Below are 26,544 nucleotides of genomic sequence, written 5' to 3' on the forward strand. Positions count from 1 at the left end.
GTAGGTCACATCATTCTCTTCTCGATCCGGGAAATAACCGGGGATCGTTTCCCCGTTTAGCCATACGTCCGAGCGAAACGGGGACGGAATCCCCGGATCGCATACACGTTCCGAGAAGTTCCGAGGAGGACGCCGTGGAGACCGCGACCCCCGTGCAGCGCCGAGTGGCCCGGCCCCGTGCCGATGCCCTGCGCAACCGGGAGCGGATCGTCGCCGCCGCCCGCGAGATGTTCGTCGAGTTCGGCGCCGAGGTGCCGTTCGACGAGATCGCCCGCCGGGCCGGTGTCGGCAACGCCACGGTGTACCGCAACTTCCCCGACCGCGACGCACTCGCCCGCGAGGTCGTGTGCTCGGTCATGGACCGCACCTCGGAGTGGGTCGAGGAGGCGCTCGCCGTGGACGGCGACGCGTTCGAGGCGCTGAGCGGCTTCGTGCACTTCGCCGCGGACGAGCGGATCGGTGCCCTGTGCCCGATGCTCTCCGAGAACTTCGACCAGAACCATCCCGACCTGGTCGCCGCGCGCGACCGGATCACCGATCTGCTGCAGCAGCTGATGGCCCGCGCGCGTGAGGCCGGACAGCTGCGCCCCGACGTCGAGTTGGGCGATCTGATGATCGCCGTCAGTCAGCTCACCAGGCCGCTGCCCGGCACCGCGTGCCAGGGCATCGACCGCTTCGTGCACCGTCATCTGCAGCTGTTCCTGGACGGTATGCGGGCTCCGGCCCGCTCCGAACTGCCCGGAGTGGCCGCCAACCTGGAGGAACTGCGACGAGTGTGACCGGTGCTGGAGTGGCAGCCGAAGTGATCGGTCGACCGGCGACCGATGAGTCCGGCGCCCGGCGGCAGTCAGGACTCGTAACCCGAACTCGTACTCAATAACGCACGACTCATCGCCCGTACAGCCCGTACACCTCGTACGGCCCGTACGCGTCACGCGCGAGGCGCACTCGTCATCTGGGACGAGCCGCGCCGAGCCGCGCCGAGGCGTTCCCGGCCGTCACCGTCGACGAGCCGTCCCTTTTCACTGCATTTTTCGCTACGAAGTCCCGGAGTGGGTACCCCCATGTCTGAAACAGGCACGTCCAAAGCGATTCCGGACCTGGAGTCCGACGCGCACAGCAACCGCTGGAAAGCGCTCGTCTTCATCGCGCTGGCCCAGCTGATGGTGGTGCTCGACGCCACGATCGTGAACATCGCCCTGCCCTCGGCCCAGCAGGACCTGGGTATTTCGGACGGCAACCGGCAGTGGGTCGTCACGGCCTATGCCCTCGCCTTCGGCGGTCTGCTCCTGTTCGGCGGCCGCATCGCCGACCTGTGGGGACGCAAGCGGGCGTTCGTCGTGGGTCTGGTCGGTTTCGCCCTGGCCTCCGCCCTCGGCGGCGCGGCACAGAGCGGCGCGATGATGTTCGGCGCCCGCGCCCTTCAGGGTGTGTTCGGCGCCCTGCTGGCACCCGCGGCGCTCTCGCTGCTCGCCGTGATGTTCACCGACGCCAAGGAGCGCGCCAAGGCCTTCGGCATCTACGGTGCGATCGCCGGTGGCGGTGGCGCCGTCGGCTTCATCCTCGGCGGTGTCCTCACCGAGTACATGAACTGGCGCTGGACCTTCTTCGTCAACATCCCGTTCGCGATCGTCGCGGCCGCGGGCGCGTACTTCGTCATCCGTGAGCCGAAGGGCGGCCGCAACCGTTCGCCGCTCGACATCCCGGGCGTCGTCCTGTCCACCCTCGGTCTGGTCTCCCTCGTCTACGGCTTCACCCGCGCCGAGTCCGACGGCTGGAGCGACTCCATGACGGTCGGCCTGTTCGTGGCCTCCGCCCTGCTGCTGGCCGCGTTCGTCTTCACCGAGTCCAAGGTCAAGGCCCCGCTGCTGCCCCTGCGCGTCGTCCTCGACCGCAACCGCGGCGGCGTCTACCTCTCCCTCGGCCTCGCGATCATCGCGATGTTCGGCACGTTCCTCTTCCTCACCTACTACCTCCAGATCGTGAAGGGCTACTCGCCGATCTCGACCGGCTTCGCCTTCCTGCCGATGATCGCGGGCATGATCACGGGCTCCACGCAGATCGGCGCCCGTCTGATGACCCGGGTCGCGCCGCGCCTGCTGATGGGCCCCGGCTTCCTGGTCGCCGCGGTCGGCATGCTGTTCCTGGCGCAGCTGGAGATCGGTTCGTCGTACGTCTCCCTGGTGATGCCGGCGATGCTGCTGCTCGGTCTCGGCATGGGTACGGCGTTCATGCCCGCCATGTCGCTGGCCACGCACGGCATCGAGCCGCGTGACGCCGGTGTCGCCTCGGCGATGGTCAACACCTCGCAGCAGGTCGGCGGTGCGATCGGCACGGCCCTGCTGAACACGATCGCGGCCTCCGCGACCACCGCCTACATCAAGGACCACATGGCGGGCGCCGGGACCAAGGCGCAGCAGCAGCTGGTCCAGGCGGAGGGCATGGTGCACGGCTACAGCAACGCGATCTGGTTCGCCGTCGGCATCCTCGTGGTCGCCGCGGGAATCGCCTTCACCCTGATCAACACCGGCCGTCCGGACGCCTCCGCGATCGTCGGCTCGGGCACGGGCGAAGGCGCCGAGGACGAGCTGAAGGTGCCGGTCGTCGCTCACTGACCCGGCGCCCGCCCCGTACTCCGGTACTTCCGTAGCCCACGGCCCGGTACCTCCGCGGTCCGTACGACGGTGCTTCGCGTACGGACGGGGATGGGGACGCCTCGTCCGTACGACTCCGGAGACTGCCCCGGTTCCACGCCAGACGGAACCGGGGCGGTCCCGTGTCCGGGCGGTCTGCTGTCCAGGCGGTCCGCTGCCCGGTCGGACTCGGCGGCAGAGGCGCATCGCCCCGGCCGGACTCGTCAGCAGGGCCCGCCACCCCGGCCGCCCGCTCCTAGCGCAGCCAGGGCAGATCCGCCCCCGCGTCCTTCGGCTGGAGCCCCTCGGCGATGATCCGCATGGCCTCGCCGAAGGCCTTCCGCTGGTTCGGCCCGAGCCGGTCGAACAGTGCCTGGCGTACGGCGGCGACATGGCCCGGCGCGGTGCGCCGCAGCACCTCGTAGCCCTCGTCGGTCAGCACCGCGAACTGGCCCCGCTTGTCGGACGGGCAGTTCTCGCGGCGTACCCAGCCGTTCTTCTCCAGCCGCGCGACGGCGTGCGAGAGCCGCGAGCGGGTGATCTTCGCGTTCATGGCCAGCTCCGTCATCCGCAGCCGGCGCTGCGGCGCCTCCCCGAGCTGCACGAGCAGGCCGTAGTAGATGTGCGGCATGCCCGCGTCGCGCTGGAGCTGACGGTCGAGGTGGTCCTCCAGGAGGGTCGTGGCGTGCATGTACGCACGCCAGATGCGCTGTTCCTCGTCGGTGAGCCAGCGCGGCTCTTCAGCGGGAGCGGGTGCCGTGTTCATGGACCCCACTGTACGAGCCCCTTCTTGAAACTTAAACAAATGCGTCGTAGTCTCGACCTGGAACTTGAGACTTTAAGTAAAGTGCTTCAAAGATCAAGCACTGCCGCCGTACGATGGAACCCTCTGGAGGGAGCAGCCATGTCCGCCGCCACCGAGGAGCGCCCCGCGCCGGAGCGCATGCCCGCCCTCTACCTCAGTCACGGTGCCCCGCCGCTCGCCGACGACCCGGTCTGGCCCGGCCAGCTCGCCGCATGGTCCGCCGGCCTGCCCCGCCCCAAGGCGATCCTCATGGTCTCCGCGCACTGGGAGGAGGCCCCGCTCGCCCTCGGCGCGATCGAGACGGTCCCTCTCGTGTACGACTTCTGGGGCTTCCCCGAGCACTACTACCAGGTGACGTACGCGGCCCCCGGCGCTCCGGAGCTCGCCGAGTCCGTACGGAAGCTGCTGCGCGCGCCCGGCACGCCGGTGCAGGACATCCCGGACCGCGGACTCGACCACGGCGCGTACGTCCCCCTCAAGGAGATGTTCCCCGAGGCCGACATCCCGGTGCTCCAGATCTCCATGCCGACGCTCGACCCGGTCCGCCTGTTCGAGATCGGGCGGAAGCTGGCGCCGCTGCGTGACGAGGGGGTGCTGATCGTCGGTTCCGGCTTCTTCACCCACAACCTCGCGGCCCTGCGGCACACCGGCGGGGGAGTGCCCGCCTGGTCGAGCGAGTTCGACGACTGGGGGCACCGCGCGCTGGAGGCCGGTGACGTGGACGCGCTGCTCGACTTCGAGCGCAAGTCCCCGGCGGGCCGTCTCGCCCACCCGCGCACGGAGCATTTCGCCCCGCTCTTCGTGACCATGGGAGCGGCGGACGCCGCCGGGGGGCTCGGCGGGCAGCGGTCCGTGATCGACGGATTCTGGCTGGGGATGGCGAAGCGGTCGGTGCAGTTCGACTGAGCGGCCGACGGCCCGACCGTCCGTAACGTCCGATGGTCGGGCCGTCCATCACGCCCGACGGTCCGACCGCCCGACGGTCCCGGTCCGGGCGTTCGCGTGCGTCCTAGCTGTATTGACCCGCAGGGTCGTTGACGCGGGTGAGTTCCTTCTCGTACCAGGCGACGTCCCAGTAGCGGCCGAACTTGCGGCCGACCTCCCGATAGGTGCCGATGTGCCGGAACCCGAAGCGTTCGTGCAGGCGCACGGACGCTTCGTTGGGCAGCGCGATGCCGGCGTACGCCCGGTGCAGGTCCTCGGAGGCGAGCGCCGAGAAGAGGGCTTCGTAGAGGAGCGTGCCGACGCCCCGGCGTGCGGCGTCGGGGGCGACGTAGACCGTCACCTCCACGGAGGTCGCGTAGGCGGGCTTCACGCGAAAAGCGCTGGATGTGGCGTACCCCAGAATCGCCTGTGAATCCGCGTTTGTGGCAACCATCAGGCGGTGCGGTCCGTCTTCAGGGTGGGAGAGCAGCCACGGGCGACGTTGCTCCGGCGTGAAGACGATGGTGTCGAACGTGATGGGTGTCTCACGGACGTAGTGGTTGTACAGCTCCGTAAGCGCGCCCAGGTCGGCTGCGACCCCCGGCCTGACCTGCACATCTGTACGTTCTGACCGCATCAGACCTCCCGAGTGGTGCGACAGGGTACTGCATGCTCAGAAAAATCAAGGTGCGGGTTGGGAATTCTGTCCTGATTCCAGTCGTTGTTTCCATCGGATGCCGGGCACCCGGGAGGGTGAAACCGGATGTCCTGGACCACCCGCAAGCCCACCACGCAAGGGAGCACGCATGGCAACCCGTGCCGTCGCCCGTCGTAAGTCCGCCACTGGCGGGACATCCGACGCGGCACGCAGTGTTCGCGCCGGAGGCGGCGAAATCGCCGATCGCGACCTGGTCGGCATGTACCTCGACGAGATCGCGCGTACACCGCTGCTCGACGCCGCCAAGGAAGTCGAGTTGTCCCAGGTCATCGAGGCGGGTGTGTTCGCGCGGCAGATCCTCGACGGTGAGGCCGAGGCCAAGGCGGACGCGTCCCGCGAGGAGTTGGAGGCGCTGGTCGCCGACAGCGAGCGCGCCAAGGACGTCTTCATCCGCTCGAACCTCCGGCTGGTCGTGGCCGTGGCGCGCCGTTACCCGCGCAGCGGTCTGCCCCTGCTCGACCTGATCCAGGAGGGGAACGCCGGCCTGGTGCGCGCGGTCGAGAAGTTCGACTACCGCAAGGGCTTCAAGTTCTCGACGTACGCCACCTGGTGGATCCGTCAGGCCATCACCCGTTCGATCGCCGACCAGTCGCGCACGATCCGCCTCCCCGTCCATCTGGTCGAGGAGCTGGGCAGGATCCGTCGCGTGCAGCGTGAGTTCAACCGTGAGAACGGGCGCGAGCCCGAGCACACGGAGATAGCCGCCGAGCTCGGTTCGACGCCGGAGCGCGTGGGCGACGTCCTGGACTGGGCCCGCGACCCGGTCTCGCTGAACATGGCGGTGGACGACGAGGGCGAGACCCAGTTCGGCGACCTGCTGGAGGACACCTCCGCCGTCTCGCCCGAGCAGTCGGTGCTCACGCTGCTGCGCAGTGAGGAGCTGGACGATCTGATCGGCCACCTCGACCAGCGCACCGCCTCCATCATCAAGATGCGGTACGGCATCGAGGACGGCCGGGAGCGGACGCTCACGGAGGTCGGCAAGGAGCACGGGCTCACGCGTGAACGCATCCGTCAGATCGAGAAGCACGCCCTGCTCGAACTGAAGAAGCTGGCGCGCGACACCGGATTCGACGCGGCGGCGTAGCGGGGACGAGGCGCGCGGAACGTACGGGGCGGGCCGAGCGAGAGGGGCGAGTGGGCCGTACGGGTTGAATCGCCGCGCGGGCGCCGGACCCCTCTGTGCCAGTCCGCGCACGGGCACCCTCGCCTCGATGGCCACAAGTCGACCAGACATGGCCATGTAAGGCCGCTTCAACCTGCCGGGCCCTGGGAACAAGACTTCAGGGCCCACGCTTCGGGCCCCGTCCGAGCGGAAGAAGCGAACAGAACCACCGAGCGGAACACCGAGCGGAAGTCCTCAGCGGATTCACCGAACGGAAGCACCCCGCTCCCAAGAACCGAGTCCCGACGCACACCCCCCCCCGCGCCGGGACTCTCCCAGAGCCGAGCTTCGGCGCCTCCCCCCCCCCGGCGCCGGAGCTCGGTTCCATTTTCGTTCCGGGGTACGGGAGTTGCCGACTCCGACGAGGTCGGGCGAGCGCGGAGGGTTTCCGGGCAGGACGCGGACGGGCCACCCCGAACCTGAACCCCGGGGTGACCCGGACGGCAGATTCTGCCACAGCGGCGTAACCAGCCGTCGCCGACGGTCCACCGGGTGTCACCGCCCCCCCGTGGCGGACGGTCGACCGTCAAGCGCCGTCAGTCTGCGGCACTCCCCCCGCCCGACTCAGCCGCGCACCCAACTCCCTTACGTAATCCACAAGTTCTCGCGGTTCTCGCACCGTGAAGTCACAGTCGACCATCGCGATCCGCACCGCCAGCCATTCCATCGAGTCGCTGGAGGAGGCCCGCAGCCGGCAGCTGTGCCCGTCGATCGGCTCGGGCACGCCGACCCAGGCGGGCACGCGCGCCGCGACGAAGTCGGCCGGGGCGGCGAAGGTGACGTCGAACGTGTACGTGTCCTGGCGCCGGTACATCGACTGCCGCAGGAACTCGGCGGCGTTCCCCGTCGGCAGCTCGCGGGGCGTGAACCGGGCTCCCGTCGCGAAGGGTTCGGTCACCCGGTCGACGCGGAACGTCCGCCAGTCGCCGCGGTCGAGGTCGTACGCGACGAGATACCAGCGGCGGCCGGTGGAGACCAGCCGGTACGGCTCGGTCAGCCGCCGCGACGGCGTTCCGTCCCCCGAGCGGTACGCGAACCGCAGCCGCTCCTTCCCCGCGATGCTCGACGCCATCACGGTCAGCGTCTCGGGCGCGATGCTCGCCCCGTCTCCGCTGGTCAGGGGCGTGGTCGCGGCCTGGAGCGTGGACACGCGGTGGCGCAGCCGGGACGGCAGCACCTGTTCCAGCTTGGCGAGCGCCCGTACGGAGGCCTCGTCCACACCCGCGACCGCGTGCCCGGCGCCGGCCCGCAGCCCCACCGCGATGGCCACGGCCTCCTCGTCGTCGAGGACGAGCGGGGGCATCGCCGTGCCCGCCACCAGCCGGTAACCGCCGTCCGCTCCCTTGGTCGCCTGCACGGGATAGCCCAGCTCGCGGAGCCGGTCGATATCGCGCCTGACCGTACGACGGGACACCCCGAGACGCTCGGACAGCTCGCCGCCGGGCCACTCGCGGGGCGTCTGGAGGAGGGAGAGGAGCTGGAGAAGCCGGGCCGGAGTATCGGTCGTCATGTTTCCAGGGTGCCGGAGAACTAGGACATGATCTGACCTAATCGGGCCCTACCTTTATGGCATGACCTCCACCGACACCTCTGAGACAGCTCTCAGCAGCCCGGCACCCGGCGACGCGGCCGACCGGCGGCGCTGGTTCGCCCTCGCCATCGTGATGACCGCGGCCTTCATGGACCTCGTCGACGTCACGATCGTCAACATCGCGATCCCGTCGATCCAGCGGGACGAGGGGGCCACGTTCAGCCAGATCCAGTGGATCACCGCGGGCTATGCGCTGGCCTTCGCCGCGGGACTCGTCACCGGTGGGCGGCTCGGCGACATCTACGGCCGCAAGCGGCTCTTCCTCCTCGGCATCGCCGGTTTCACGGTCGCGTCGGCGCTGTGCGGCTTCGCGGCGAACCCGGAGATGCTCGTCGCCTCGCGCATTCTGCAGGGCGCCATGGCCGCGATGATGGTGCCGCAGGTGCTGTCGATCGTGCACGCGACCTTCCCGGCGCACGAGCGGGGCAAGGTCTTCGGCCTCTTCGGCGCGATCGTCGGCCTGGGCGCGGTCTCCGGTCCACTCCTCGGCGCACTGCTCATCGAGTGGAACCTCTTCGGCCTGGAGTGGCGGCCGATCTTCCTCATCAACCTGCCGGTCGGCATCCTCGCGCTGATCCTGGGCCGCCGCTTCATCAGCGAGTCCAAGGCCCCGAAGGCCCTGAAGCTCGACCTCGTCGGCGTCGCCCTCGTCACGCTCGGCCTGCTGATGCTCCTCTACCCGCTGACCCGTGGCCGTGAGCTGGGCTGGCCGCTGTGGGGGTACGTCTCGATGGCCGGCTCCCTCGTGGTCTTCGCGGGGCTGGTGGCGTACGAGAAGCGGAAGACGGCGCGGGACGGTTCACCGCTGGTCGAGCTGTCGCTGTTCAAGGTGAAGAGTTTCGCGGCTGGCATCGCCGTACAGACCGTCTTCGGTATCGCGCTCGGCATCTTCTTCCTGGTCTGGACGCTGTACATGCAGTTCGGGCTGGGCTGGAGCGCGCTGCGGGCCGGGCTCACCGGGGTGCCGTTCTCGATCGCGGTCTCGGCGGCGGCGGGCATGTCCGTGCAGCTGCTTGTCCCGCGCTTCGGGCGCAAGGTGCTCCAGGCGGGCGCCCTGGTCATGGCGCTCGGCGTGCTGCTCTACATCTGGGAGTCCGACCGGTACGGCATGGACATCGCCTCCTGGCAGATGGCCCTCCCGCTGGTGGTCATGGGAGCGGGCATGGGCTTCATCGTCGCCCCGCTGACGGACGCGGTGCTCTCGGACGTCCCGCGTGAGCACGCGGGCTCGGCGTCGGGCCTGATCAACACCGTGCAGCAGATGGGCAACGCGCTCGGCCTCGGCCTGGTCTCGGTCGTCTTCTTCGGCGAGATCAGCGACCGGCTGACCCCGGCCCAGGTGGGTCCGGCCTTCGCGAACGCCTTCGAGCACGCGCTGGGCTGGGTCGCCGCGGTGCTGACCGTCATCTTCCTGCTCATGTTCGCCCTGCCGAAGCAGCCGGCCCAGCATGTGGAGGGTGCGCAGGACGAGCCGGATGCCCAGGACCAGAGCCAGGACAGGGCCTTGGGCAAGGACAAGGGGCAGGAGCAGGACCGGAAGCCGGAATTCGTGGGCTGATCTCCGCCCAGGTCCGCCGTCAACCGCGTGACGCGGAGGTCCGAGCCGGAAGGGGCCCCAGCACCTCAGGTGCCGGGGCCCCTTCCGGCTTCAGCCCAGTCGTGCCGCCCGGCGCTCCATCGCGTCCCGGGCCGCGTCCTCCGTCGCGTACACCTCGCACATGTGCCGCCGGTCCGGGGTCGCCGTGTGCTCGACCTCCCACAAGGAGATCTCCTGCCCGTCGCGCAGCAGGAACGCGTGCTCGTAGAGCGAGAAGCACAGCCCCGCCTGTCCGGCGCGGCAAGGGCGCCCGAAAGCCTGCGTGATCTGGTGCGCGAACGCCTCCCGGAGCAGCAGCGACGTGAGGTCGGCGCCCGGCCGGTCCGGATTCTCCGCGCGCCGCAGGAGCCGGCGCGCGTGATCGGCGGAGTCGTCGGGCACATAGGTGTGACGCGGCTCGGGGATCGACGACAGCTGCACGAACACGGGCAGCTCGAAGTCCGGTGCGTCCGGAGGGAGCGGGAGCCGGGCCGTGGCGGTGCGCAGCTCCTCCTCGTCGACGTAGACCTCGTGCTGGGCTTCGTGCCCGGTCGCCGTGTTGTGCACCAGCTCCCACAGCGTGACGGCGGAACCGTCGGCGAGCAGCCAGGTGTGCCGGTACGTCTCCCGGTGCAGCCCCGCGCTGTGGTGCGCGGAGTGCAGCGAGCTGTCGTGTGCCAGCGCGCAGTCCAGCCGTCGTATCGCCTCGTCGGGCAGCTCGAACGAGTTCAGGGCGCGGCCCAGAAGTCGTGCGAGATGCTCCTCCGGAGACTCGGGCGACTCGGGTGGTTCGTACGCTGCTGTCTCGTACGGAACGCTCAAGGTTTCTCCCGGCGTTGCTGCATGTCACCTTGTGGGTGCATACCGTAGCCCCTCGGTCGGACATCATGTCCGCGAACCGAGAAAACGTACGGACGGAAAACGGGCGGGCCGCGCGGTAAGTTCCCCCGCGGCTCGTCAGGACGTCAATAAGCCCTCGTCAGACGGCACTTTCAGCGGTCGACGCACCCCGTGAAAGGTTCCGGCCGTTGCGCCCATTGTCCGGCAAGGTGCCCTTGCCGCACCAGTTCCCGACCGCTACAAGACGACCCCGGCGAGCGAGTCCTGACCCGCTCCACCACGCGGACCCGGCTCGGCCGTGGCCCGGCTCGGCGCGGCTCGGCGCAGCGCGCGCCGGCGTGGGCCCCTGCCGACCCGCCGCCCGCAGCCCCGAGCCGTACGCCGTCAAGCGGGAGAACCGGGACGGTCCCCCAACCCGCCGTCCCCGTAAAGCTCTTCGTACGACGGCCACGCCCCGCCCGGCCCGTCCACCGACTCCGCCGCGCGTACGGCGCGCACGATCGCGCGCGTCACCAGGTCCGCGCCCGCCGCGAGGATCTCGTTGAGCGCCAGGGGGTTCCCGGCGTCGAGCGGCCGGTCACCCGTGGCCAGCGCGAACACCGTGTCCCCGTCGTTCAGCAGATGCACCGGCCGTACGGCACGCGCGATTCCGTCGTGCGCCGTACCCGCGAGCTTCTGTGCCTGCGCCCGCGTCAGCCCGGCGTCGGTGGCGACGACGGCGAGCGTGGTGTTCAACGGGGGCGGCGCGTTCCTCGCGGCGGTCTCCGCCAGCCGCAGCCGGGCCGCCTCGCGCACCGCGGCGGACGGACCCGCCGTACGCCCTCGCGCCAACTCCCCGTACGGAACCCCCGTTTCGGGCTCCACCGCCGAGCCCGCCGCGTTGGCCACCACCAGCGCGGCGACCGTGACATCGGACTCCAGCACGGCGCTCGCCGTCCCGACCCCGCCCTTGAGCGCACCGACCACCGCCCCGGTACCGGCGCCCACGCCGCCCTCCCGCACCGGCGCGCGCAGCGCGCTCGCGGCGGCGGCCTCGACCGCGGCGATCCCGGTGGAGGCGTCCGGCCGCGACCGGAAGTCGCCGCCGCGCCCGAGATCGAAGACGCAGGCGGCGGGCACGACGGGCACGACGTGCGCCGGGTCCGGCCCCACGCGCACCCCGCGTCCCCGTTCCTCCAGCCACGCCATCACGCCCGACGCCGAGTCCAGCCCGTACGCGCTGCCTCCGGTCAGCACGACCGCCTCGATCTTCTGCACGAGGTTGCGCGGATCGAGCGCGTCCGTCTCTTTGGTGCCGGGCCCGCCGCCGCGCACGTCCACGGCGGCGATCACACCTCCCTCGGGAGCGAGTACCACCGTCGTCCCCGTGAGCCAACCGTTCCCGCTGCACGTCGCGTGCCCCACCCGCAGACCTGCGACATCTGTCAGAGCGTCAACTGTCATACCCTCCAGTCTTCCCTGGCCGCGGGCCCCGGCGGGTGTTCGCGCGCGCCGGGCTACGCGCTTCGTGCCGCGCCGGTTGGCGTTTCCCCCGTCACCACGCGCGTGGTCATCACCACCCCGACCGCCACGGTCAGAGCGGAGACGATCCCCGCGGCGAGCACCGCCCAGTCGCCCAGGAAGGTGCACAGGATGACGAGCAGCGCGGTGGTCGGCAGGACGATCTGCTGGGCGATGCCGACCTTGAAGTGGCGAGAGTGCAGTGCCCAGACGGCGAGGAAGTACAGGGCGGTCGGCAGCGTCACCGCGGCGGACGCCGAGAGTGCCGAGATGTGCGCCGTGCCGACCGTCTGTTCCACCGCGACCTCCAGGCCCGCACCGATCGCTGCGGCCGACGCGAAGATCAGATAGTGGCCGTACCCCCAGAGGAAGGCCTGTCCGTTGGACTGCAGATGGCCGTGGATCGGCACCACGAAGTAGATCCACCAGGCGGAGAACACGATCAGCAGGCCGCCCGCGGCGATGGGGAGCAGCTCGCCCAGCGCGTCGTGCTCGTCGACGGCCGACTTCACCGCGACGGTGGCGGCGGCGATCGTCTCGCCCAGCACGATGATCGTGAACAGGCCGTACCGCTCGGCGATGTGGTGCGGATGCCAGGGCGTGGTGAAGGCCTTCTCCGCGAACAGCGGGACGCACAGCTCGGCGACGGCCACCACCAGGAAGACCCACGGGCGGCCGGCTTCCGGCGCGAACAGCAGGCCGAGCCAGCCGATCTGGCACAGCAGTACACCGCCCGCGTACCGCAGCGCCATGGTTCTCTCGGTCCCCTCGGTGGACCGGGCCACTCTCAGCCACTGCGCGATCATCGCGAACCGCATGATCGCGTAGCCCAGCCAGACGACCAGGAAGTCATGGTTCTCGAAGGCCTTGGACACCCCGGCCGCGAGCACCAGGACGCCCGCGATCTGCACCAGCGTGACGACCCGGTAGAGCACGTCGTCGTTGTCGTAGGCCGACGCGAACCAGCTGAAGTTCATCCACGCCCACCAGATGGCGAAGAAGATCATCGCGTAGTCGAGGATGCCCTGCCCCGCGTGCCCCTCCGCCACGGCGTGCACCAGTTCGGCGCCCGCCTGGGCGATGGCCACCACGAAACACAGGTCGAACAGGAGCTCCAGCGGCGACGCGACCCGGTGTGCCTCGTCACGGCCCCGGGCGCTCATTCTGCGCAGTGGCCGGTGGCTCGCGGGCCGTGGTGCCGAGGCGGATTCCGGAGCGGAACGGGAGGTCATAGGGCCAAGCACAGCAGAAAAGTGCCGGAAATTCTTGTGAAAGCCTTCACGAGCGACCCTTGCTCGGCCGGGCCGGGCCGGCGCCCCCGCGGCGTACGCTTGGGGCATGAGTCCCGCCCCCGCCCCCGAACCGCGCGATCCGAAGCCGGCACTGGTCTTCGACGATCCGTTGAACCAGCAGTCCTCGGACGATACGGACCGCGGGTGGGGCGAGCGGGCCGACAGCACCGGTGACAGTGCCGCCGACCTGAAGCGCTTCCTCGACGAGAAGCCGCCCCACCACCTCTGAACCCTGCCCCGGGTGTCCTCGCCCCGGGATGCGCCGCCCCCGGGCTCCCGGCGGCGGTGCCCGACGGGTTCCCGGGCGCGTGCCCCCGGCCTCGCCGTCAGTAGTCGCGGCGCCCCTGACCGCGCTGGGCGACCAGCTCGTCGCGGATCTGCTTCAGCACCTCCAGCTCGGACACCTCCATGACCTCCTTCGCGCCTTCCTTCGCCTTCTGGCGGGCCGCCTGCCGGGCCAGGAACTTGGCCATCGGCAGCACCATCAGGAAGTAGACGACGCTGGCGGTGATCAGGAAGCTGAGCGAGGCGCCCAGCACCGAGCCCCACATGATGCGGATGCCCGCGTCCGCTCCGGTGCCCGTGCAGCGGCCCTCCAGACAGGAGCTGTAGCTGTCGAGGTTCTTCGTACCGACAGCGCCGACCAGCGGGTTGATGATGCCCTTCACCACGGCGTTGACGATGTTGGTGAAGGCCGCGCCGATGACCACGGCGACGGCCAGGTCGATGACGTTGCCCCGCATCAGGAAGGCCTTGAAGCCCTCCCAGACGCTGGGCTGCTTGTTGTCGCTCACTAGGAGGCCCCTCCGCACAGGTTGTGGAACAAACAGCTCCGCAACCTACGGCAGGGCGTGCCGGGCCCGTCCAACTGGGTAGCGCGAAGGAGAGACTTGACACGGTTTCGCCGCTCATCGCAGGGTCACCGCCAGCCGTGACGTGGTGCCGGCGCCGGCCAGCCGCAGGGCCGTCGCACGCGGAACGGACAGGACGAGCAGTCTTCCGCTGTCGGTGGTGCCGACGTCGGGAACCCCGGTGACCCTCGCCCCGGACGCGACCACCCGCACCTCGCCGCCGCTGCCCGCAGCGACCACGTCGACCCGGTCGCCGGGACGCACCAGGTTCACCGTGGCACCGTCGGCGATCCGGACCGGCGCCCTCACCGTCTCGGCCGCGCCCGGGCCGCGCATCGGTGCGGAAGCCGTGGAGGCGGACGCGGAGGGCGTGGGCGCCGGATGCCCGCGTGCCCCCTCGGTGCCGCCGGGGCCGGCCGCCACGAGCGCGGCCGTCGTCATGGCCAGGCCCGCGGCGGCCGCCCGCCTCCTGTGCCGTGCGAGGAGCCGCAGCCTGCCGTGCCCGCCGCGCACACGGACGGGCGCGAACTGCGGCACCTCGCACGTCGGAGGCGTGTCCGCGCCCGGCGGGCGGATGTATGGGGAGAGTTGTGCCATGGTGACCACCACCTGCGACGAGGGACCGGCTTGCGATCCCACGATGAGGTCTCGCGGCGAAGCCCGCAGACGTCCGTGGACGACCCAGGGGTTGTGGACAACCCCCTCACCCGAACGGGAGGTTCCGCCCCCGTTCGACACGGGTCACGGCAGCTCGAAGCCGGGATCCATCCCACCCAGCGCGCTCGTGCACAGGCAGTCCCGCGATCCGTTCGCCGGCAGTCCCGCGACCGTGTCGAAGAGCACGCCCCGCAGCCGGTCCACGTTCGCCGCGAACACCTTCAGCACCTCGTCGTGCGAGACGCCCTCGCCGCTCTCGGCGCCCGCGTCGAGGTCGGTGACCAGCGTCAACGACGTGTAACAGAGCTCCAGTTCGCGGGCGAGCGCGGCCTCGGGGTGCCCGGTCATGCCGACCACCGACCAGCCCTGCGCCTGGTGCCAGAGCGATTCGGCCCGGGTGGAGAACCGCGGACCCTCTATGACCACGAGCGTGCCGCCGTTCACCGGTTCCCAGTCCCGCCCACGGGCCGCTCGCAGGGCGACCTCACGTCCGACGGGGCAGTACGGGTCGGCCAGCGACACGTGCACCACGTTCGGCACCGTGCCGTCGGGCAGCGGCAGCCCGTCGAAGTAGGACTGCGACCGTGATTTCGTACGGTCCACGAACTGGTCCGGAACGAGCAGGGTTCCGGGCCCGTACTCGGGACGCAGCCCGCCCACGGCACAGGGGCCGAGGATCTGGCGGGCGCCGACGGAGCGCAGCGCCCACAGGTTGGCCCGGTAGTTGATGCGGTGCGGCGGCAGATGGTGGCCGCGGCCGTGGCGGGGCAGGAAGGCGACCCGCCGGCCGGCGATCTCCCCGAGGAACAGGGAGTCGCTGGGCGGCCCGTAAGGGGTGTCCACCCGCAGCTCGGTCACGTCGTCGAGGAAGGAGTAGAAGCCCGAGCCGCCGATGACGCCGATCTCGGCCGAAGCCGTCGACCGCACCCCGGCCGGGGTCTGTGGGTTCTCCGTGTTCGCCATGAACGGCACCCTAAGGGCTGTTTGGACGGAGGAACGCCGAAGACCCCGTCGTCGTACGACGACGGGGTCCCGTGGAAAGCCTTGGACGGCCGTGTGGGCCCGAAGGCGGCGACGGCCGGGCCGGGGCGGGAGCCCCGGACCGAGGAGTCCTTAAGCGGCGGAGCTGCCGGCCGAGCCGGTGCTCGACGACTTCGTGTCCGAGGACGACGAGGTGGACGCCGACGACGAGGACTTCGCGTCCGAGGTCGAGGACGTGGACGGCTTCGACGCGGGCGAGCTGCTCGACGACGAGCCGCGGCTGTCGTTGCGGTAGAAGCCGGAGCCCTTGAAGACAATGCCGACGGCCGAGAACACCTTCTTCAGGCGGCCGTTGCATTCGGGGCACTCGGTCAGGGCGTCATCGGTGAACTTCTGCACCGCCTCGAGGCCCTCGCCGCACTCGGTGCACTGGTACTGGTAGGTCGGCACTTGTCTTCCTCCTGGCACTCTCACTCAGTGAGTGCTAACGACGGTCCATACTGACGTATTCCGCGAGATCAGTCCACTGTCACCGGCACGCGGTGACCGACGCCACGTGCGACGGCGCGGCTCGGGGTGTGTGAGGCGAGGCGTGAACGCAGCGCCACCAGGGTCGCCAGAGCCAGTGCCGTACCGGCCATCGGCACCAGGAACCCCGCGCCGTCCCAGAGCCTGTCCTCCAGCTGTCCGGCGACCGTGACGGCCGCCGCCTGGCCGAGCGCGACGGCACCGGTGAGCCAGGTGAAGGCCTCGGTGCGGGCGCCCTGCGGAACGAGGCTCTCGACCAAGGTGTAGCCGGTGATCAGGCTCGGAGCGATGCACATGCCGACCACGAGGCCGAGGCCGGCGAGCACGATCACCGAGTTCGCGGCCCACAGCCCGGAGGCGGCCAGCGCGAGGGCGGCGTACCCGACGACGAGCCGTCGCTGCGGGGCCACCTTCCAGGCGATCGCGCCGCAGACGATGCCCGAGAGCATGTTGCCCGCCGCGAAGACGCCGTACAGGACACCGTTCAGGCCGGGCTCGCCGATCGACTCGCTGTACGCGGCCAGCGAGACCTGCATGCCGCCGAAGACGGAGCCGATGCCCAGGAACGTCATGATCAGAACGCGCACCCCGGGGATCCGCAGAGCGGAACCGTGCTCCACGCGCGCGTGCCCGGCGGGGGAGACCGCGGGCTGTGTGCTCTTCTGCGCGGCGAACAGCAGACCGCCGACCAGAGTCAGTGACGCCTCGGTCAGCAGGCCCGCGGCGGGGGTGACGGCCGTGCACAGCGCGGTGGCGAGCAGGGGGCCGAAGACGAAGGTCAGCTCGTCCGTGACGGACTCGAAGGCGGCCGCGGTCGGCATCAGGGGCGAGCCCTGGAGCTTCACGCCCCATCGGGCCCGCACCATGGGGCTGACCTGCGGCACCGAGGCACCGGTCGGCACGGCGGCGACGAAGAGTACCCACAAGGGAGCGTCCGCCAGTGCGAGCGCGGTCAGGGTGAAGCCGGCCACGGCGTGCACGAGGACACCGGGCAGCAGGACGGCCCGCTGCCCGTACCGGTCGGCCAGACGCCCGGTGAAGGGCGCGAACAGCGCCATGGAGACACCGGTGGCGGCCGCGACCGCGCCGGCCGCGCCGTACGAGCCGGTGGTGTGCTGCACGAGCAGCACGATGGAGATCGTCAGCATGGCGAACGGCTGCCGGGCGGCGAAGCCGGGGAGCAGGAACGTCCAGGCGCCGCGGGTACGCAGCAGCTGTCCGTAGCCAGGACGGGAGGTGACCGTGGATGCCACGGCCCGTGCCTTTCTGCCGCCTGGTAGCGCGCCCGTGCGGGGGGCGCCGAGAGCTGTCCTCTTGCGCGGATCTGCGGTAGATACCGGCATCCCTGCGGAGGGACGTCTCGGCCGCCATACGGTCGCGCCAGCTCTGCGTCAGGCAGAGTTGGTTCGATCAAGGTGTGCGTTTCATCGTACAGGGGGTGACCGTAGTGCCGGGCCTGTGAAAAAGAGCACTCCGTGGCCGTGGGCCTGTGAATGCCCATCCTTTTCGAGATCGCGTTCGATATCTCGCAAGGGGCCGTCCGGTGTCGCGTAAGGGCCGGCGGCGGCTCTCGACGCCCGCGACGGCCTCGTAGGACCCTCGACACCCGAGACCGTCACAGGCCTGTTCTGTGCTGTGTCCGGTGCTCCGTTCCGCCGTCGCCGATGCCCAGCCAGTCGGCGAGCTTGCCGCCCTGGCCCACCGCGCGGAGGCGTCTTTCGGTCGCGTCCCGGACCGGGTCGGTCGCCACCACCAGCAGTTCGTCGCCGAGCCGCAGCACCGTCGTGGGCATGGGCACGAAGGACTCCGCCTCACGGACGACGAGCGTGACCGCCGCGCCCGGGGGCAGCCGCAGCTCGCCCACCTCGACACCGTGCATCCGCGACCCCTCGGGGATCGCCACGGACAGCAGATGGCCGCGCAGCCGCTCCAGGGGGGCCGACTCGATGCCCAGGTCGGCGGCCCCGGCGGACTCCCCGAGACGGAGCTTGCGGGCCAGCCAGGGCAGGGTCGGACCCTGGACGAGGGTGTAGACGACGACCAGGACGAAGACGATGTTGAAGATCCGCTCGCTCTCCGCGATGCCGCTCACCATCGGGATCGTCGCCAGGATGATGGGCACGGCGCCGCGCAGCCCCGCCCAGGACAGCAGCGCCTGCTCCTGCCACGGGATGCGGAACGGCAGCAGGCCCACGACCACGCTCAGCGGTCGCGCCACCATCGTCAGTACCAGGCCGATGAGGAGGGCCGGGACGATGTCGTCGCCCATCTCGTGCGGGGTGACCAGCAGGCCGAGCAGCACGAACATGCCGATCTGGGCGATCCAGCCGAGCCCCTCTGCGAAGCCGCGCGTGGCGGGCCAGTGCGGCAGCTTCGCGTTTCCGAGCACCATGGAGGCGAGGTAGACGGCGAGGAAGCCGCTTCCGTGGGCGAGCGCGCCGGCGGCGTAGGCCGCGACGGCGATCGCCATCACGGCGATCGGGTACAGGCCGGAGGCGGGCAGCGCCACGTGCCGCAGTCCGTACGCGCCCAGCCAGCCGACCGCGATGCCGATGGCGGCGCCGATGGTCAGCTCCAGCGCGATCTCACCGAGCAGCGCGTACCAGTGCTCCACCGGGCCCGCGGTGGAGAACGCGACGACCAGGATGACCACCGGGGCGTCGTTGAAGCCCGATTCGGCCTCCAGGATGCCCGTCACGCGCGTGGGGAGGGGGATCTTCCGCAGGACCGAGAAGACCGCCGCCGCGTCCGTCGACGAGACGACCGCCCCGATGATGAACGCCTGGCGCCATTCGAGGCCGATCAGATAGTGCGCGGCCGCGGCCGTGACACCGACGCTCACCGCGACGCCCACCGTTGCCAGCGAGGAGGCAGCCGGCAGGGCCGGTCTGATCTCCTTCCACTTCGTGCCGAGTCCGCCTTCGGCCAGGATCACGACCAGGGCCGCGTACCCGATGACCTGGGTCAGTTCGGCATTGCTGAAATGAACGTCGCCGACTCCGTCCTGGCCGATCGCGACGCCGATCCCCAGGTACACGAGCAGCGTGGGGAGCCCGCTGCGTGAGGAGATCCGGACCGCCGCCACCGCGATGAGCAGGACGAGCGAGCACACGAGCAGGAGCTGGTTGAGGTGGTGGACAGTCAGGGGCTGTTCCTTTCTCGCCGATCCGGTCCCGCCGCGGGCGGCCTCCGGATCCGAGCACCGGAAGCCGGCCACTTCGATGCAAGTACTTCGTTACCTTACCTAACTCTTGACGCTTTCTTGACGTTCCCGGAGGCAGGATCGAACAGTCGTGCTCCCCGGTTTCCTACTCCGCGTCAAGGCGCGGTAGGCCCTGCGCCTATGGTTGCCCCAGCACTCCAGGACCGCCTGCCGCTCGCGTTAGGACAGCAAGGACAGCGATGCCCCCCAACACCACCGCCTCTTCCGGCCAGCAGCCCGGCAAGTCCGGCAGGAAGAAGGGGCGCAAAGCCCGACTGTTCTTGATTGTCCTGGTTCTCGCCATCATCGGGGGCATCGCCTTCGGCGCGTACTGGAGCATCAGCACGGTGCGTGCCTCGTTCCCGCAGACCAAGGGATCCATTCGTATCGACGGGCTGTCAGGGCCTGTGACCGTGCAGCGCGACGGCAACGGGATCCCGCAGATCTACGCCTCGTCCGACGCGGACCTGTTCATGGCCCAGGGCTTCGTCCAGGCGCAGGACCGGTTCTACGAGATGGACGTGCGCCGCCACATGACCTCGGGCCGGCTGTCCGAGATGTTCGGAGCGGGCCAGGTCAAGAACGACGAGTTCCTGCGCACGCTGGCCTGGGACCGGATCGCGAAGAAGGAGTACGACACCAAGCTGTCGGCCTCCACGAAGAAGTACCTCCAGGCGTACTCCCAGGGAGTCAACGCCTATCTGGAGGGCAGGAGCGCCAAGGAGATCTCCCTGGAGTACGCCGCCCTGGGCTTCACCAACGACTACAAGCCGACCCGGTGGACCCCGGTCGACTCGGTGGCCTGGCTCAAGGCGATGGCCTGGGACCTGCGCGGCAACATGCAGGAAGAGATCGACCGCTCCCTGATGACGAGCCGGCTCGGCCCGAAGCAGATCGCGGACCTGTACCCGGACTACCCCTACAGCCGGAACAAGACGATCGTCCGCGAGGGCTCGTACGACAGCGTCACCGGGACGTACAGCTCTTCGGACGCCGCCTCGACGTCCACGGCGGGCACGGGGCTCACGGGCGGCACCGCGGCGCCCTCCGGCTTCCAGAGCCAGCTCTCGGGGCTCTACAAGGTCCTCGACGACCTGCCCACCGCCGTCGGCGTGAACGGCAACGGCATCGGCTCCAACTCCTGGGTCGTCGCCGGCAGCCACACGATCACCGGCAAGCCGCTGCTGGCCAACGACCCGCACCTGTCGGCGTCGCTGCCCTCGGTCTGGTACCAGATGGGCCTGCACTGCACGGCCGTCTCCGCGAAGTGCCAGTACGACGTCTCCGGCTACACCTTCGCAGGCATGCCCGGCGTGGTCATCGGCCACAACGCGGACATGGCCTGGGGCATGACCAACTCCGGGGTCGACGTCACCGACCTCTACCTGGAGAAGATCACCGGCCAGGGCTACGAGTACGACGGCAAGGTGCTGCCCTTCACGACCCGCAAGGAGACGATCAAGGTCGCGGGCGGTGCCGCCCGGACGATCGTCGTCCGGCAGGCCCAGGACGGGATGCCGCTGCTCTCCGACCGTGACGACGAACTGGTCCAGGTCGGCAAGAAGGCCACGGTCGACGCCGAGGCGCCCGACCGGGGCGACGGCTACGCGATAGCACTGCGCTGGACCGCGCTGGCGCCGGGCAGGACCATGGACGCCGTCTTCGCGATGGACAAGGCGTCGGACTGGAGCGAGTTCCGCAAGGCGGCCGAGTCCTTCGAGGTGCCGTCCCAGAACCTGGTCTACGCCGACGGTGCCGGCGCGAGCGGCAACATCGGCTACCAGCTGCCCGGCAAGATCCCCACGCGTGCCAAGGGCGACGACGGCTCGCTGCCCTCGCCCGGCTGGGACTCGAAGTACCGCTGGACCGGCTACATCAAGCCGTCCGCCCTGCCCTACGAGTACAACCCCAAGCGCGGCTACATCGTCACCGCCAACCAGGCGGTCGTCGACCCGGACAAGTACCCGTACACGCTCACCACGGACTGGGGCTACGGCACCCGCAGCCAGCGGATCACCAACCTGATCGAGACGAAGACCAGGGGCGGCGCCAAGATCTCGACCGATGACATGCGCCAGATGCAGCTCGACAACAGCAGCGAGATCGCCAAGCTGATCGTGCCCATACTGCTCAAGATCGACGTGGCCGACAAGGACGTCCGCGACGCGCAGAAGCTCCTGGAGGGCTGGGACTACACCCAGGACGCCGACTCCGCCGCGGCCGCCTACTTCAACGCCACCTGGCGCAACATCCTCAAGCTCGCCTTCGGCAACAAGCTGCCCAAGGAGCTGCGGGTCAAGGGCCAGTGCCTGTGGGTCCCCCGGATCGACACCACCGGCCCCGCGGACGAGGGCCAGACCGTGCGTGAGTGCGGCGAGCGCGACGCGGACCAGGCGCAGCCGGACGGCGGCGACCGCTGGTTCGAGGTGATCCGCAAGATCATCGACGACGAGCACAACGACTGGTGGAAGTCGCCCAAGAAGCGCAAGACGAACGACGACGACCCGATCGACACCCGGGACGAGCTGTTCAGCCAGGCCATGACGGACGCCCGCTGGGAGCTGACCGCCAAGCTCGGCAAGGACATCGACACCTGGAGCTGGGGCCGGCTGCACCGCCTGTTCCTGAAGAACCAGACCCTCGGTACCGAAGGCCCCGGTTTCCTGCAGTACATGCTCAACCGCGGCCCCTGGAAACTCAGCGGCGGCGAGGCGACGGTCAACGCGACCGGCTGGAACGCGGCGGGCGGCTACGGGGTGGTCTGGGTGCCCTCGATGCGGATGGTCGTCAACCTCGGGGACCTCGACAAGTCCAAGTGGATCAACCTCTCGGGCGCCTCGGGGCACGCCTACAGCTCGCACTACACCGACCAGACGGAGAAGTGGGCCAAGGGAGAACTCCTGCCGTGGGCCTTCACCAAGAAGGCCGTCGACAAGGCGACGAGCGACACCCTGGTCCTGAAGCCCTGACGCTTCGGCGGCCGTCGGCGTCGGCGTCCTCGCCGTACTCGACGCACTGAAGCCGGTGTCCGACGAAAGTGGCCCTCCACGCGTGCGTGGAGGGCCACTTCGCGTTCGCTGTCCGCCTTCCTCCCGCGTCCGCATCCCGTCAGCGGAAGCGGCGCACTCCGGAGGGGGTCACCACCGCGTGCACGGGCCGGTCGTGAGCCTCCTCCGGGACCCGGTCGATCACCTCGGTGTCGTACAGGAGCACCACCAGGGCCGGGTCGGCGCCCGAGCGCTCCAGACGGGCCAGCACGCGGTCGTACGAGCCTCCGCCGCGCCCCAGCCGCATCCCGCGGGCGTCGACGGCGAGTCCGGGCAGCAGAACGGCGTCGGCGTCCTGGACGGCCGCCGGTCCCAGCCGCTCACCCGTGGGCTCCAAGAGGGCCATTTTCCCGCCGTGTCGGACCTCCGCGAGGGAGTCCGCCCCGGTGTACGCGCCCCAGTCCAGGTCGTTGTCCGGCAACAGGACCGGCAGAATGACGCGTACCCCGCGCGCGTGGAGCGTGTCCAGGAGGGCGAGGGTGCCCGGTTCGCTTCCCACGGACACGTAGGCGGCGACCGTGCCGGCCCGCGCCAGTTCGGGCAGTTCCAGGGCGCGGGCGGCGAGGGCGGCGGCGGTTTCCCGCACGTCATCGGCCGGAAACCCATTTCTCACCGACAGGAGTCCTCGCCGCAACATTCGTTTGTCAGGCTCTGGTTCGCGTCCGACGTGTCTCACAGGTGACTCCTGTAGTTCTCTTAATCCGTTCATATGATCGTGAATTAACCGGAGCCACAGATTCTGCACATAGCGACCGGTTATGGTTGCGGACATGACTGAGTCACACCCCAGGATCACCAAGGCTGTCATTCCCGCGGCAGGCCTCGGCACCCGGTTCCTGCCGGCCACGAAGGCCACTCCCAAGGAGATGCTGCCGGTCGTCGACAAGCCGGCGATCCAGTACGTGGTCGAAGAGGCCGTGTCAGCGGGTCTTGACGACGTTCTGATGATCACAGGCCGCAACAAGCGCCCGCTCGAAGACCACTTCGACCGCAACTACGAGCTGGAGTCCGCCCTTCAGAAGAAGGGCGACGCGAGCCGGCTCGCCAAGGTCCAGGCGTCGAGCGACCTCGCGACCATGCACTACGTGCGCCAGGGCGACCCCAGGGGCCTCGGTCACGCCGTCCTGTGCGCGGCCCCGCACGTGGGCCGCGAGCCCTTCGCCGTACTCCTCGGCGACGACCTGATCGACCCCCGCGACCCCCTGCTGGCCCGCATGGTCGAGGTCCAGGAGCGGCACGGCGGCAGCGTGATCGCGCTCATGGAGGTCGCGCCCGAGCAGATCCACCTCTACGGATGCGCCGCCGTCGAGGCCACCGACGAGGGCGACCTGGTCAAGGTGACCGGTCTGGTCGAGAAGCCGGACGCCGCGGACGCGCCCAGCGCCTACGCCGTCATCGGACGCTACGTCCTCGACCCGCACATCTTCGACATACTGCGCAAGACCGAGCCGGGCCGCGGCGGCGAGATCCAGCTCACCGACGCCCTCCAGCAGCTCGCCGCGGACGAGAAGGTCGGCGGCCCCGTGCACGGCGTCGTCTTCAAGGGCCGCCGCTATGACACCGGGGACCGCGGCGACTACCTGCGTGCCATTGTCAGACTCGCATGCGAACGTGAAGACCTGGGCCCGGACTTCCGGACCTGGCTTCGCAGTTACGTAGCCGAGGAGATGTAGGGATTTGAGCAGCGCCGCGACCCGCACCACCGGCCAGGAACACCTCTGGTCGGTGGACGACCACCTGGAGGACATCCTCACGACCGTCCGCCCCCTCGAACCCATCGAGCTGCAACTCCTCGACGCCCAGGGCTGCGTCCTGCTCGAGGACGTCACGGTGCCGGTCTCCCTGCCGCCGTTCGACAACAGCTCGATGGACGGGTACGCGGTCCGGGTCGCGGATGTGGCGGGCGCGAGCGAGGAATTCCCGGCGGTCCTGACGGTCGTCGGGGATGTCGCGGCCGGCCAGGCCGACCAGCCCTACGTGGGCCCCGGCCAGGCCGCCCGCATCATGACCGGCGCCCCGCTTCCGCCCGGCGCCGAAGCCGTCGTCCCCGTCGAGTGGACGGACGGAGGCCTCGGCGAGGGACCGGTCTCCCGGATGCGCGCACACAGCACGTCCCCAGAGGGTTCCTCCGGACAGGTCCACGTCCACCGCCCGGCCGAGGCACGCGCGCACGTCCGCGCCAAGGGCAGCGACGTGAAGGCGGGCGACCGCGCCCTCGAAGCCGGCACCGTCCTCGGCCCGCCGCAGATCGGGCTGCTCGCCGCGATCGGCCGCGGCACCGTACGGGTGCGCCCCCGCCCGCGCGTGGTCGTCCTGTCCACCGGCAGTGAACTCGTCCAGCCCGACGAGGAGTTGGGCACCGGACAGATCTACGACTCGAACAGTTTCGCCCTGTGCGCGGCCGCCCGCGACGCCGGAGCCATCGCCTACCGCGTCGGCGCCGTCGCCGACGACGCCGAGACCCTGCGCTCGACCGTCGAGGACCAACTCGTCCGCGCGGACCTGATGGTCACGACCGGCGGGGTGAGCGTCGGCGCCTACGACGTCGTCAAGGAAGCGCTGGCCTCGGTCGGCGACGAGGACGAGGAGGGCGGCGGCATCGACTTCCGCACCCTCGCCATGCAGCCCGGCAAACCCCAGGGCTTCGGGTCCATCGGCCCCGACCACACCCCGCTGCTCGCGCTCCCCGGCAACCCCGTCTCGTCCTACGTCTCCTTCGAGCTCTTCGTGCGCCCCGCGATCCGCGCCCTGATGGGGCTGCCGGACGTCCACCGGCCCACGATCCGGGCGAAGCTCTCCGCGGACAAGGCGCTGACCTCGCCGAAGGGCCGGCGGCAGTTCCTGCGGGGTACGTACGCGGACGGCACGGTCACGCCCGTCGGCGGCGCCGGATCCCACCTGGTCGCCGCCCTCGCGCACGCCGACGCGCTGATCGTCGTCCCCGAGCAGGACACCTCGGTCGAGCCCGGCGCCGAGGTCGAGGTCGTAGTCCTCGGCTGAGCGGCCGGGCGGAGCGGGCGCCCTCCCGGCCCCACCGGGGGTGCCGGCTCGCGCCGGGGGAGCACAGCCCCTGACGGGCGGCGTGGCGGCATACGGGGCGGGCGGTAACCTGTCGCGCACACCAGGCCCACGCTCCGCACCGCGACGGGCCACGACCGGGAGCGCCCACGCACATGACTGTTCCGTCCCGGGGGAAGACCTCCGGACCCTCTGTGCAGAACCGACTGACACACATCGACGAGGCCGGCGCCGCCCGTATGGTCGACGTGTCCGGCAAGGACGTGACCGCACGCACCGCGCGCGCGAGCGGCCGGGTCCTGGTCTCGCCGCGTGTCGTGGAGCTGCTGCGCGGTGAGGGGGTCCCCAAGGGCGACGCCCTCGCCACCGCCCGTATCGCCGGGATCATGGGAGCCAAGCGCACACCGGATCTGATCCCGCTGTGCCACCCGTTGTCGGTGTCCGGTGTCAAAATTGATCTGTCGGTCGCGGACGACGCCGTCGAGATCCTCGCCACCGTGAAGACGACCGACCGCACGGGCGTCGAGATGGAAGCCCTCACCGCGGTCAGTGTGGCGGCCCTCACCGTGATCGACATGGTCAAGGCTGTCGACAAGGGGGCGGTCATCACGGACGTACGGGTGGAAGAGAAGACGGGCGGGAAATCGGGCGACTGGAGCCGGGCATGAGCGGCGAGAGCGTCATCGGCGGAGCCCTTCCGGCGGACTACAGCGCGCTGGTCGTCACGGCCTCCAACCGTGCCGCCGCCGGTGTCTACGAGGACAAGGGCGGCCCCCTGGTCGCCGGAGGCCTCGCGGAATGCGGCTTCGCGGTCGACGGGCCGTGGGTCGTGCCCGACGGCGACCCCGTGGAGGAGGCGCTGCGCAGCGGAGTCGAGGCGGGCTACGACGTCATCGTCACCACCGGCGGCACGGGGATCTCGCCCACCGACCGCACCCCCGAGGCGACCCGGCGGGTGCTCGACCACGAGATCCCGGGAATCGCCGAGGCCATCAGGGCGTTCGGCAGGGACAAGGTGCCCACGGCGGCGCTCTCGCGGGGGCTCGCCGGAGTCGCCCGGGGGACGCTGATCGTCAACCTGCCGGGCTCCACCGGCGGGGTGAGGGACGGACTGGCCGTTCTGGAACCCCTCCTGATCCACGCCGTCGACCAGATCCGCGGCGGCGACCACCAGGGACCCAGTGGCAGTGGGGGTGCGAGCTGAACAGCACATCCT

At 70.2% G+C, this 26,544-nt stretch carries 24 protein-coding genes; 11 read left to right on the forward strand and 13 right to left on the reverse strand.

Annotation, left to right across the window (positions count from 1 at the left end; translation table 11 throughout):
• The first annotated feature begins 134 nt into the window (after positions 1 to 134).
• Together OG780_RS24260 and OG780_RS24265 are read left to right on the forward strand one after the other, a co-directional pair.
• Positions 135 to 779 (forward strand): TetR/AcrR family transcriptional regulator, encoded by a 645-nt coding sequence (locus OG780_RS24260; RefSeq protein ID WP_328451466.1) that lies wholly within the window; start codon positions 135 to 137, stop codon positions 777 to 779.
• 285 nt (positions 780 to 1,064) lie between these two features.
• Entirely contained in the window at positions 1,065 to 2,615 is a 1,551-nt protein-coding gene (locus OG780_RS24265; protein WP_328451468.1) for an MFS transporter, read from the forward strand.
• A 274-nt stretch (positions 2,616 to 2,889) separates the two neighbouring features.
• Here OG780_RS24265 and OG780_RS24270 read toward each other — a convergent pair whose 3' ends face one another.
• Positions 2,890 to 3,399: a MarR family winged helix-turn-helix transcriptional regulator gene (locus OG780_RS24270; RefSeq protein ID WP_328451470.1), complete on the reverse strand. Its 510-nt coding sequence runs from the start codon at positions 3,397 to 3,399 to the stop codon at positions 2,890 to 2,892.
• 138 nt (positions 3,400 to 3,537) lie between these two features.
• On the opposite strand from OG780_RS24270, the gene OG780_RS24275 reads away from it, so the two are divergent.
• Positions 3,538 to 4,344 carry a dioxygenase family protein gene (locus OG780_RS24275; protein ID WP_328451472.1) on the forward strand — a complete coding sequence of 269 codons (807 nt, stop codon included), beginning with the start codon at positions 3,538 to 3,540 and terminating at the stop codon, positions 4,342 to 4,344.
• 103 nt (positions 4,345 to 4,447) lie between these two features.
• On the opposite strand, the gene OG780_RS24280 is transcribed toward OG780_RS24275, so the two are convergent.
• On the reverse strand, positions 4,448 to 4,999 hold the full coding sequence (locus tag OG780_RS24280; RefSeq protein ID WP_328451474.1) for a GNAT family N-acetyltransferase: 552 nt from the start codon (positions 4,997 to 4,999) through the stop codon (positions 4,448 to 4,450).
• A gap of 169 nt (positions 5,000 to 5,168) precedes the next feature.
• Here OG780_RS24280 and OG780_RS24285 point away from each other — a divergent pair, with 169 nt between their 5' ends.
• Positions 5,169 to 6,167 carry a sigma-70 family RNA polymerase sigma factor gene (locus tag OG780_RS24285; protein WP_328451476.1) on the forward strand — a complete coding sequence of 333 codons (999 nt, stop codon included), beginning with the start codon at positions 5,169 to 5,171 and terminating at the stop codon, positions 6,165 to 6,167.
• A gap of 604 nt (positions 6,168 to 6,771) precedes the next feature.
• Here the strand turns inward: OG780_RS24285 and OG780_RS24290 are convergent.
• Entirely contained in the window at positions 6,772 to 7,755 is a 984-nt protein-coding gene (locus OG780_RS24290) for a helix-turn-helix transcriptional regulator (protein ID WP_328451478.1), read from the reverse strand.
• Between the two features lie 61 nt (positions 7,756 to 7,816).
• Here OG780_RS24290 and OG780_RS24295 point away from each other — a divergent pair, with 61 nt between their 5' ends.
• On the forward strand, positions 7,817 to 9,394 hold the full coding sequence (locus OG780_RS24295; RefSeq protein WP_328451480.1) for an MFS transporter: 1,578 nt from the start codon (positions 7,817 to 7,819) through the stop codon (positions 9,392 to 9,394).
• 90 nt (positions 9,395 to 9,484) lie between these two features.
• On the opposite strand, the gene OG780_RS24300 is transcribed toward OG780_RS24295, so the two are convergent.
• The 3 genes from OG780_RS24300 to OG780_RS24310 form a co-directional block, all read right to left on the reverse strand.
• Positions 9,485 to 10,234: a DUF6227 family protein gene (locus OG780_RS24300; RefSeq protein WP_326787217.1), complete on the reverse strand. Its 750-nt coding sequence runs from the start codon at positions 10,232 to 10,234 to the stop codon at positions 9,485 to 9,487.
• A gap of 402 nt (positions 10,235 to 10,636) precedes the next feature.
• Positions 10,637 to 11,695: a P1 family peptidase gene (locus OG780_RS24305; protein ID WP_328451483.1), complete on the reverse strand. Its 1,059-nt coding sequence runs from the start codon at positions 11,693 to 11,695 to the stop codon at positions 10,637 to 10,639.
• 53 nt (positions 11,696 to 11,748) lie between these two features.
• Positions 11,749 to 12,984, reverse strand: coding sequence for a low temperature requirement protein A (locus tag OG780_RS24310; RefSeq protein WP_328451485.1), 1,236 nt, complete (start codon positions 12,982 to 12,984; stop codon positions 11,749 to 11,751).
• A gap of 106 nt (positions 12,985 to 13,090) precedes the next feature.
• On the opposite strand from OG780_RS24310, the gene OG780_RS24315 reads away from it, so the two are divergent.
• Positions 13,091 to 13,273 (forward strand): hypothetical protein, encoded by a 183-nt coding sequence (locus OG780_RS24315; RefSeq protein WP_328451487.1) that lies wholly within the window; start codon positions 13,091 to 13,093, stop codon positions 13,271 to 13,273.
• Positions 13,274 to 13,370: 97 nt separating this feature from the next.
• Here OG780_RS24315 and mscL read toward each other — a convergent pair whose 3' ends face one another.
• The 6 genes from mscL to OG780_RS24345 all read right to left on the reverse strand — a co-directional run bounded on the left by mscL (position 13,371) and on the right by OG780_RS24345 (position 19,278).
• Positions 13,371 to 13,838, reverse strand: a complete 468-nt coding sequence (gene mscL, locus OG780_RS24320) for a large conductance mechanosensitive channel protein MscL (protein WP_328451489.1) — start codon at positions 13,836 to 13,838, stop codon at positions 13,371 to 13,373.
• Between the two features lie 114 nt (positions 13,839 to 13,952).
• The gene (locus tag OG780_RS24325) at positions 13,953 to 14,492 is read right to left on the reverse strand and encodes a hypothetical protein (protein WP_328451491.1); all 540 of its coding nucleotides are present in this window, start codon (positions 14,490 to 14,492) and stop codon (positions 13,953 to 13,955) included.
• Between the two features lie 144 nt (positions 14,493 to 14,636).
• On the reverse strand, positions 14,637 to 15,515 hold the full coding sequence (locus OG780_RS24330) for an S-methyl-5'-thioadenosine phosphorylase (protein ID WP_328451493.1): 879 nt from the start codon (positions 15,513 to 15,515) through the stop codon (positions 14,637 to 14,639).
• A 150-nt stretch (positions 15,516 to 15,665) separates the two neighbouring features.
• Positions 15,666 to 15,983 (reverse strand): FmdB family zinc ribbon protein, encoded by a 318-nt coding sequence (locus OG780_RS24335; protein WP_326787224.1) that lies wholly within the window; start codon positions 15,981 to 15,983, stop codon positions 15,666 to 15,668.
• Between the two features lie 68 nt (positions 15,984 to 16,051).
• The gene (locus OG780_RS24340; RefSeq protein ID WP_328451496.1) at positions 16,052 to 17,314 is read right to left on the reverse strand and encodes an MFS transporter; all 1,263 of its coding nucleotides are present in this window, start codon (positions 17,312 to 17,314) and stop codon (positions 16,052 to 16,054) included.
• Between the two features lie 362 nt (positions 17,315 to 17,676).
• On the reverse strand, positions 17,677 to 19,278 hold the full coding sequence (locus OG780_RS24345) for a potassium/proton antiporter (RefSeq protein ID WP_326787226.1): 1,602 nt from the start codon (positions 19,276 to 19,278) through the stop codon (positions 17,677 to 17,679).
• Positions 19,279 to 19,463: 185 nt separating this feature from the next.
• Here OG780_RS24345 and OG780_RS24350 point away from each other — a divergent pair, with 185 nt between their 5' ends.
• Positions 19,464 to 22,232, forward strand: coding sequence for a penicillin acylase family protein (locus tag OG780_RS24350; protein ID WP_328451498.1), 2,769 nt, complete (start codon positions 19,464 to 19,466; stop codon positions 22,230 to 22,232).
• A gap of 139 nt (positions 22,233 to 22,371) precedes the next feature.
• Here the strand turns inward: OG780_RS24350 and OG780_RS24355 are convergent, their stop codons facing one another.
• Positions 22,372 to 22,947, reverse strand: a complete 576-nt coding sequence (locus OG780_RS24355; RefSeq protein ID WP_443062198.1) for a 5-formyltetrahydrofolate cyclo-ligase — start codon at positions 22,945 to 22,947, stop codon at positions 22,372 to 22,374.
• Between the two features lie 133 nt (positions 22,948 to 23,080).
• Between OG780_RS24355 and galU the strand changes: the two genes are divergently transcribed.
• From galU to OG780_RS24375, 4 genes are all read left to right on the forward strand, one after another.
• The gene (gene galU, locus OG780_RS24360; protein ID WP_326787229.1) at positions 23,081 to 23,983 is read left to right on the forward strand and encodes a UTP--glucose-1-phosphate uridylyltransferase GalU; all 903 of its coding nucleotides are present in this window, start codon (positions 23,081 to 23,083) and stop codon (positions 23,981 to 23,983) included.
• Positions 23,984 to 23,987: 4 nt separating this feature from the next.
• On the forward strand, positions 23,988 to 25,310 hold the full coding sequence (gene glp / locus OG780_RS24365; protein WP_328451503.1) for a molybdotransferase-like divisome protein Glp: 1,323 nt from the start codon (positions 23,988 to 23,990) through the stop codon (positions 25,308 to 25,310).
• Positions 25,311 to 25,483: 173 nt separating this feature from the next.
• A complete protein-coding gene (gene moaC / locus OG780_RS24370; RefSeq protein ID WP_328451505.1) occupies positions 25,484 to 25,996 on the forward strand; it encodes a cyclic pyranopterin monophosphate synthase MoaC in 513 nt (170 codons plus the stop codon).
• Positions 25,993 to 26,532 carry a MogA/MoaB family molybdenum cofactor biosynthesis protein gene (locus tag OG780_RS24375; protein ID WP_326787232.1) on the forward strand — a complete coding sequence of 180 codons (540 nt, stop codon included), beginning with the start codon at positions 25,993 to 25,995 and terminating at the stop codon, positions 26,530 to 26,532. Before moaC ends, OG780_RS24375 begins: the two co-directional genes overlap by 4 nt.
• The last annotated feature ends 12 nt before the right edge of the window (positions 26,533 to 26,544 follow it).

It is taken from the genome of Streptomyces sp. NBC_00386 (assembly GCF_036063235.1).
Taxonomy (GTDB): Bacteria; Actinomycetota; Actinomycetes; order Streptomycetales; family Streptomycetaceae; genus Streptomyces.

What these genes read in the sequence shown, in the direction of transcription:
- OG780_RS24265 (WP_328451468.1), top strand. Translation starts at nt 1,065, where the DNA reads ATGTCTGAAACAGGCACGTCCAAAGCGATTCCGGACCTGGAGTCCGAC.
- OG780_RS24270 (WP_328451470.1), bottom strand. Translation starts at nt 3,399, where the DNA reads ATGAACACGGCACCCGCTCCCGCTGAAGAGCCGCGCTGGCTCACCGAC.
- OG780_RS24275 (WP_328451472.1), top strand. Translation starts at nt 3,538, where the DNA reads ATGTCCGCCGCCACCGAGGAGCGCCCCGCGCCGGAGCGCATGCCCGCC.
- OG780_RS24280 (WP_328451474.1), bottom strand. Translation starts at nt 4,999, where the DNA reads ATGCGGTCAGAACGTACAGATGTGCAGGTCAGGCCGGGGGTCGCAGCC.
- OG780_RS24285 (WP_328451476.1), top strand. Translation starts at nt 5,169, where the DNA reads ATGGCAACCCGTGCCGTCGCCCGTCGTAAGTCCGCCACTGGCGGGACA.
- OG780_RS24290 (WP_328451478.1), bottom strand. Translation starts at nt 7,755, where the DNA reads ATGACGACCGATACTCCGGCCCGGCTTCTCCAGCTCCTCTCCCTCCTC.
- OG780_RS24295 (WP_328451480.1), top strand. Translation starts at nt 7,817, where the DNA reads ATGACCTCCACCGACACCTCTGAGACAGCTCTCAGCAGCCCGGCACCC.
- OG780_RS24305 (WP_328451483.1), bottom strand. Translation starts at nt 11,695, where the DNA reads ATGACAGTTGACGCTCTGACAGATGTCGCAGGTCTGCGGGTGGGGCAC.
- OG780_RS24310 (WP_328451485.1), bottom strand. Translation starts at nt 12,984, where the DNA reads ATGACCTCCCGTTCCGCTCCGGAATCCGCCTCGGCACCACGGCCCGCG.
- OG780_RS24315 (WP_328451487.1), top strand. Translation starts at nt 13,091, where the DNA reads ATGAGTCCCGCCCCCGCCCCCGAACCGCGCGATCCGAAGCCGGCACTG.
- OG780_RS24325 (WP_328451491.1), bottom strand. Translation starts at nt 14,492, where the DNA reads ATGGCACAACTCTCCCCATACATCCGCCCGCCGGGCGCGGACACGCCT.
- OG780_RS24330 (WP_328451493.1), bottom strand. Translation starts at nt 15,515, where the DNA reads ATGGCGAACACGGAGAACCCACAGACCCCGGCCGGGGTGCGGTCGACG.
- OG780_RS24350 (WP_328451498.1), top strand. Translation starts at nt 19,464, where the DNA reads ATGCCCCCCAACACCACCGCCTCTTCCGGCCAGCAGCCCGGCAAGTCC.
- OG780_RS24355 (WP_443062198.1), bottom strand. Translation starts at nt 22,947, where the DNA reads ATGTTGCGGCGAGGACTCCTGTCGGTGAGAAATGGGTTTCCGGCCGAT.
- galU (WP_326787229.1), top strand. Translation starts at nt 23,081, where the DNA reads ATGACTGAGTCACACCCCAGGATCACCAAGGCTGTCATTCCCGCGGCA.
- moaC (WP_328451505.1), top strand. Translation starts at nt 25,484, where the DNA reads ATGACTGTTCCGTCCCGGGGGAAGACCTCCGGACCCTCTGTGCAGAAC.
- OG780_RS24375 (WP_326787232.1), top strand. Translation starts at nt 25,993, where the DNA reads ATGAGCGGCGAGAGCGTCATCGGCGGAGCCCTTCCGGCGGACTACAGC.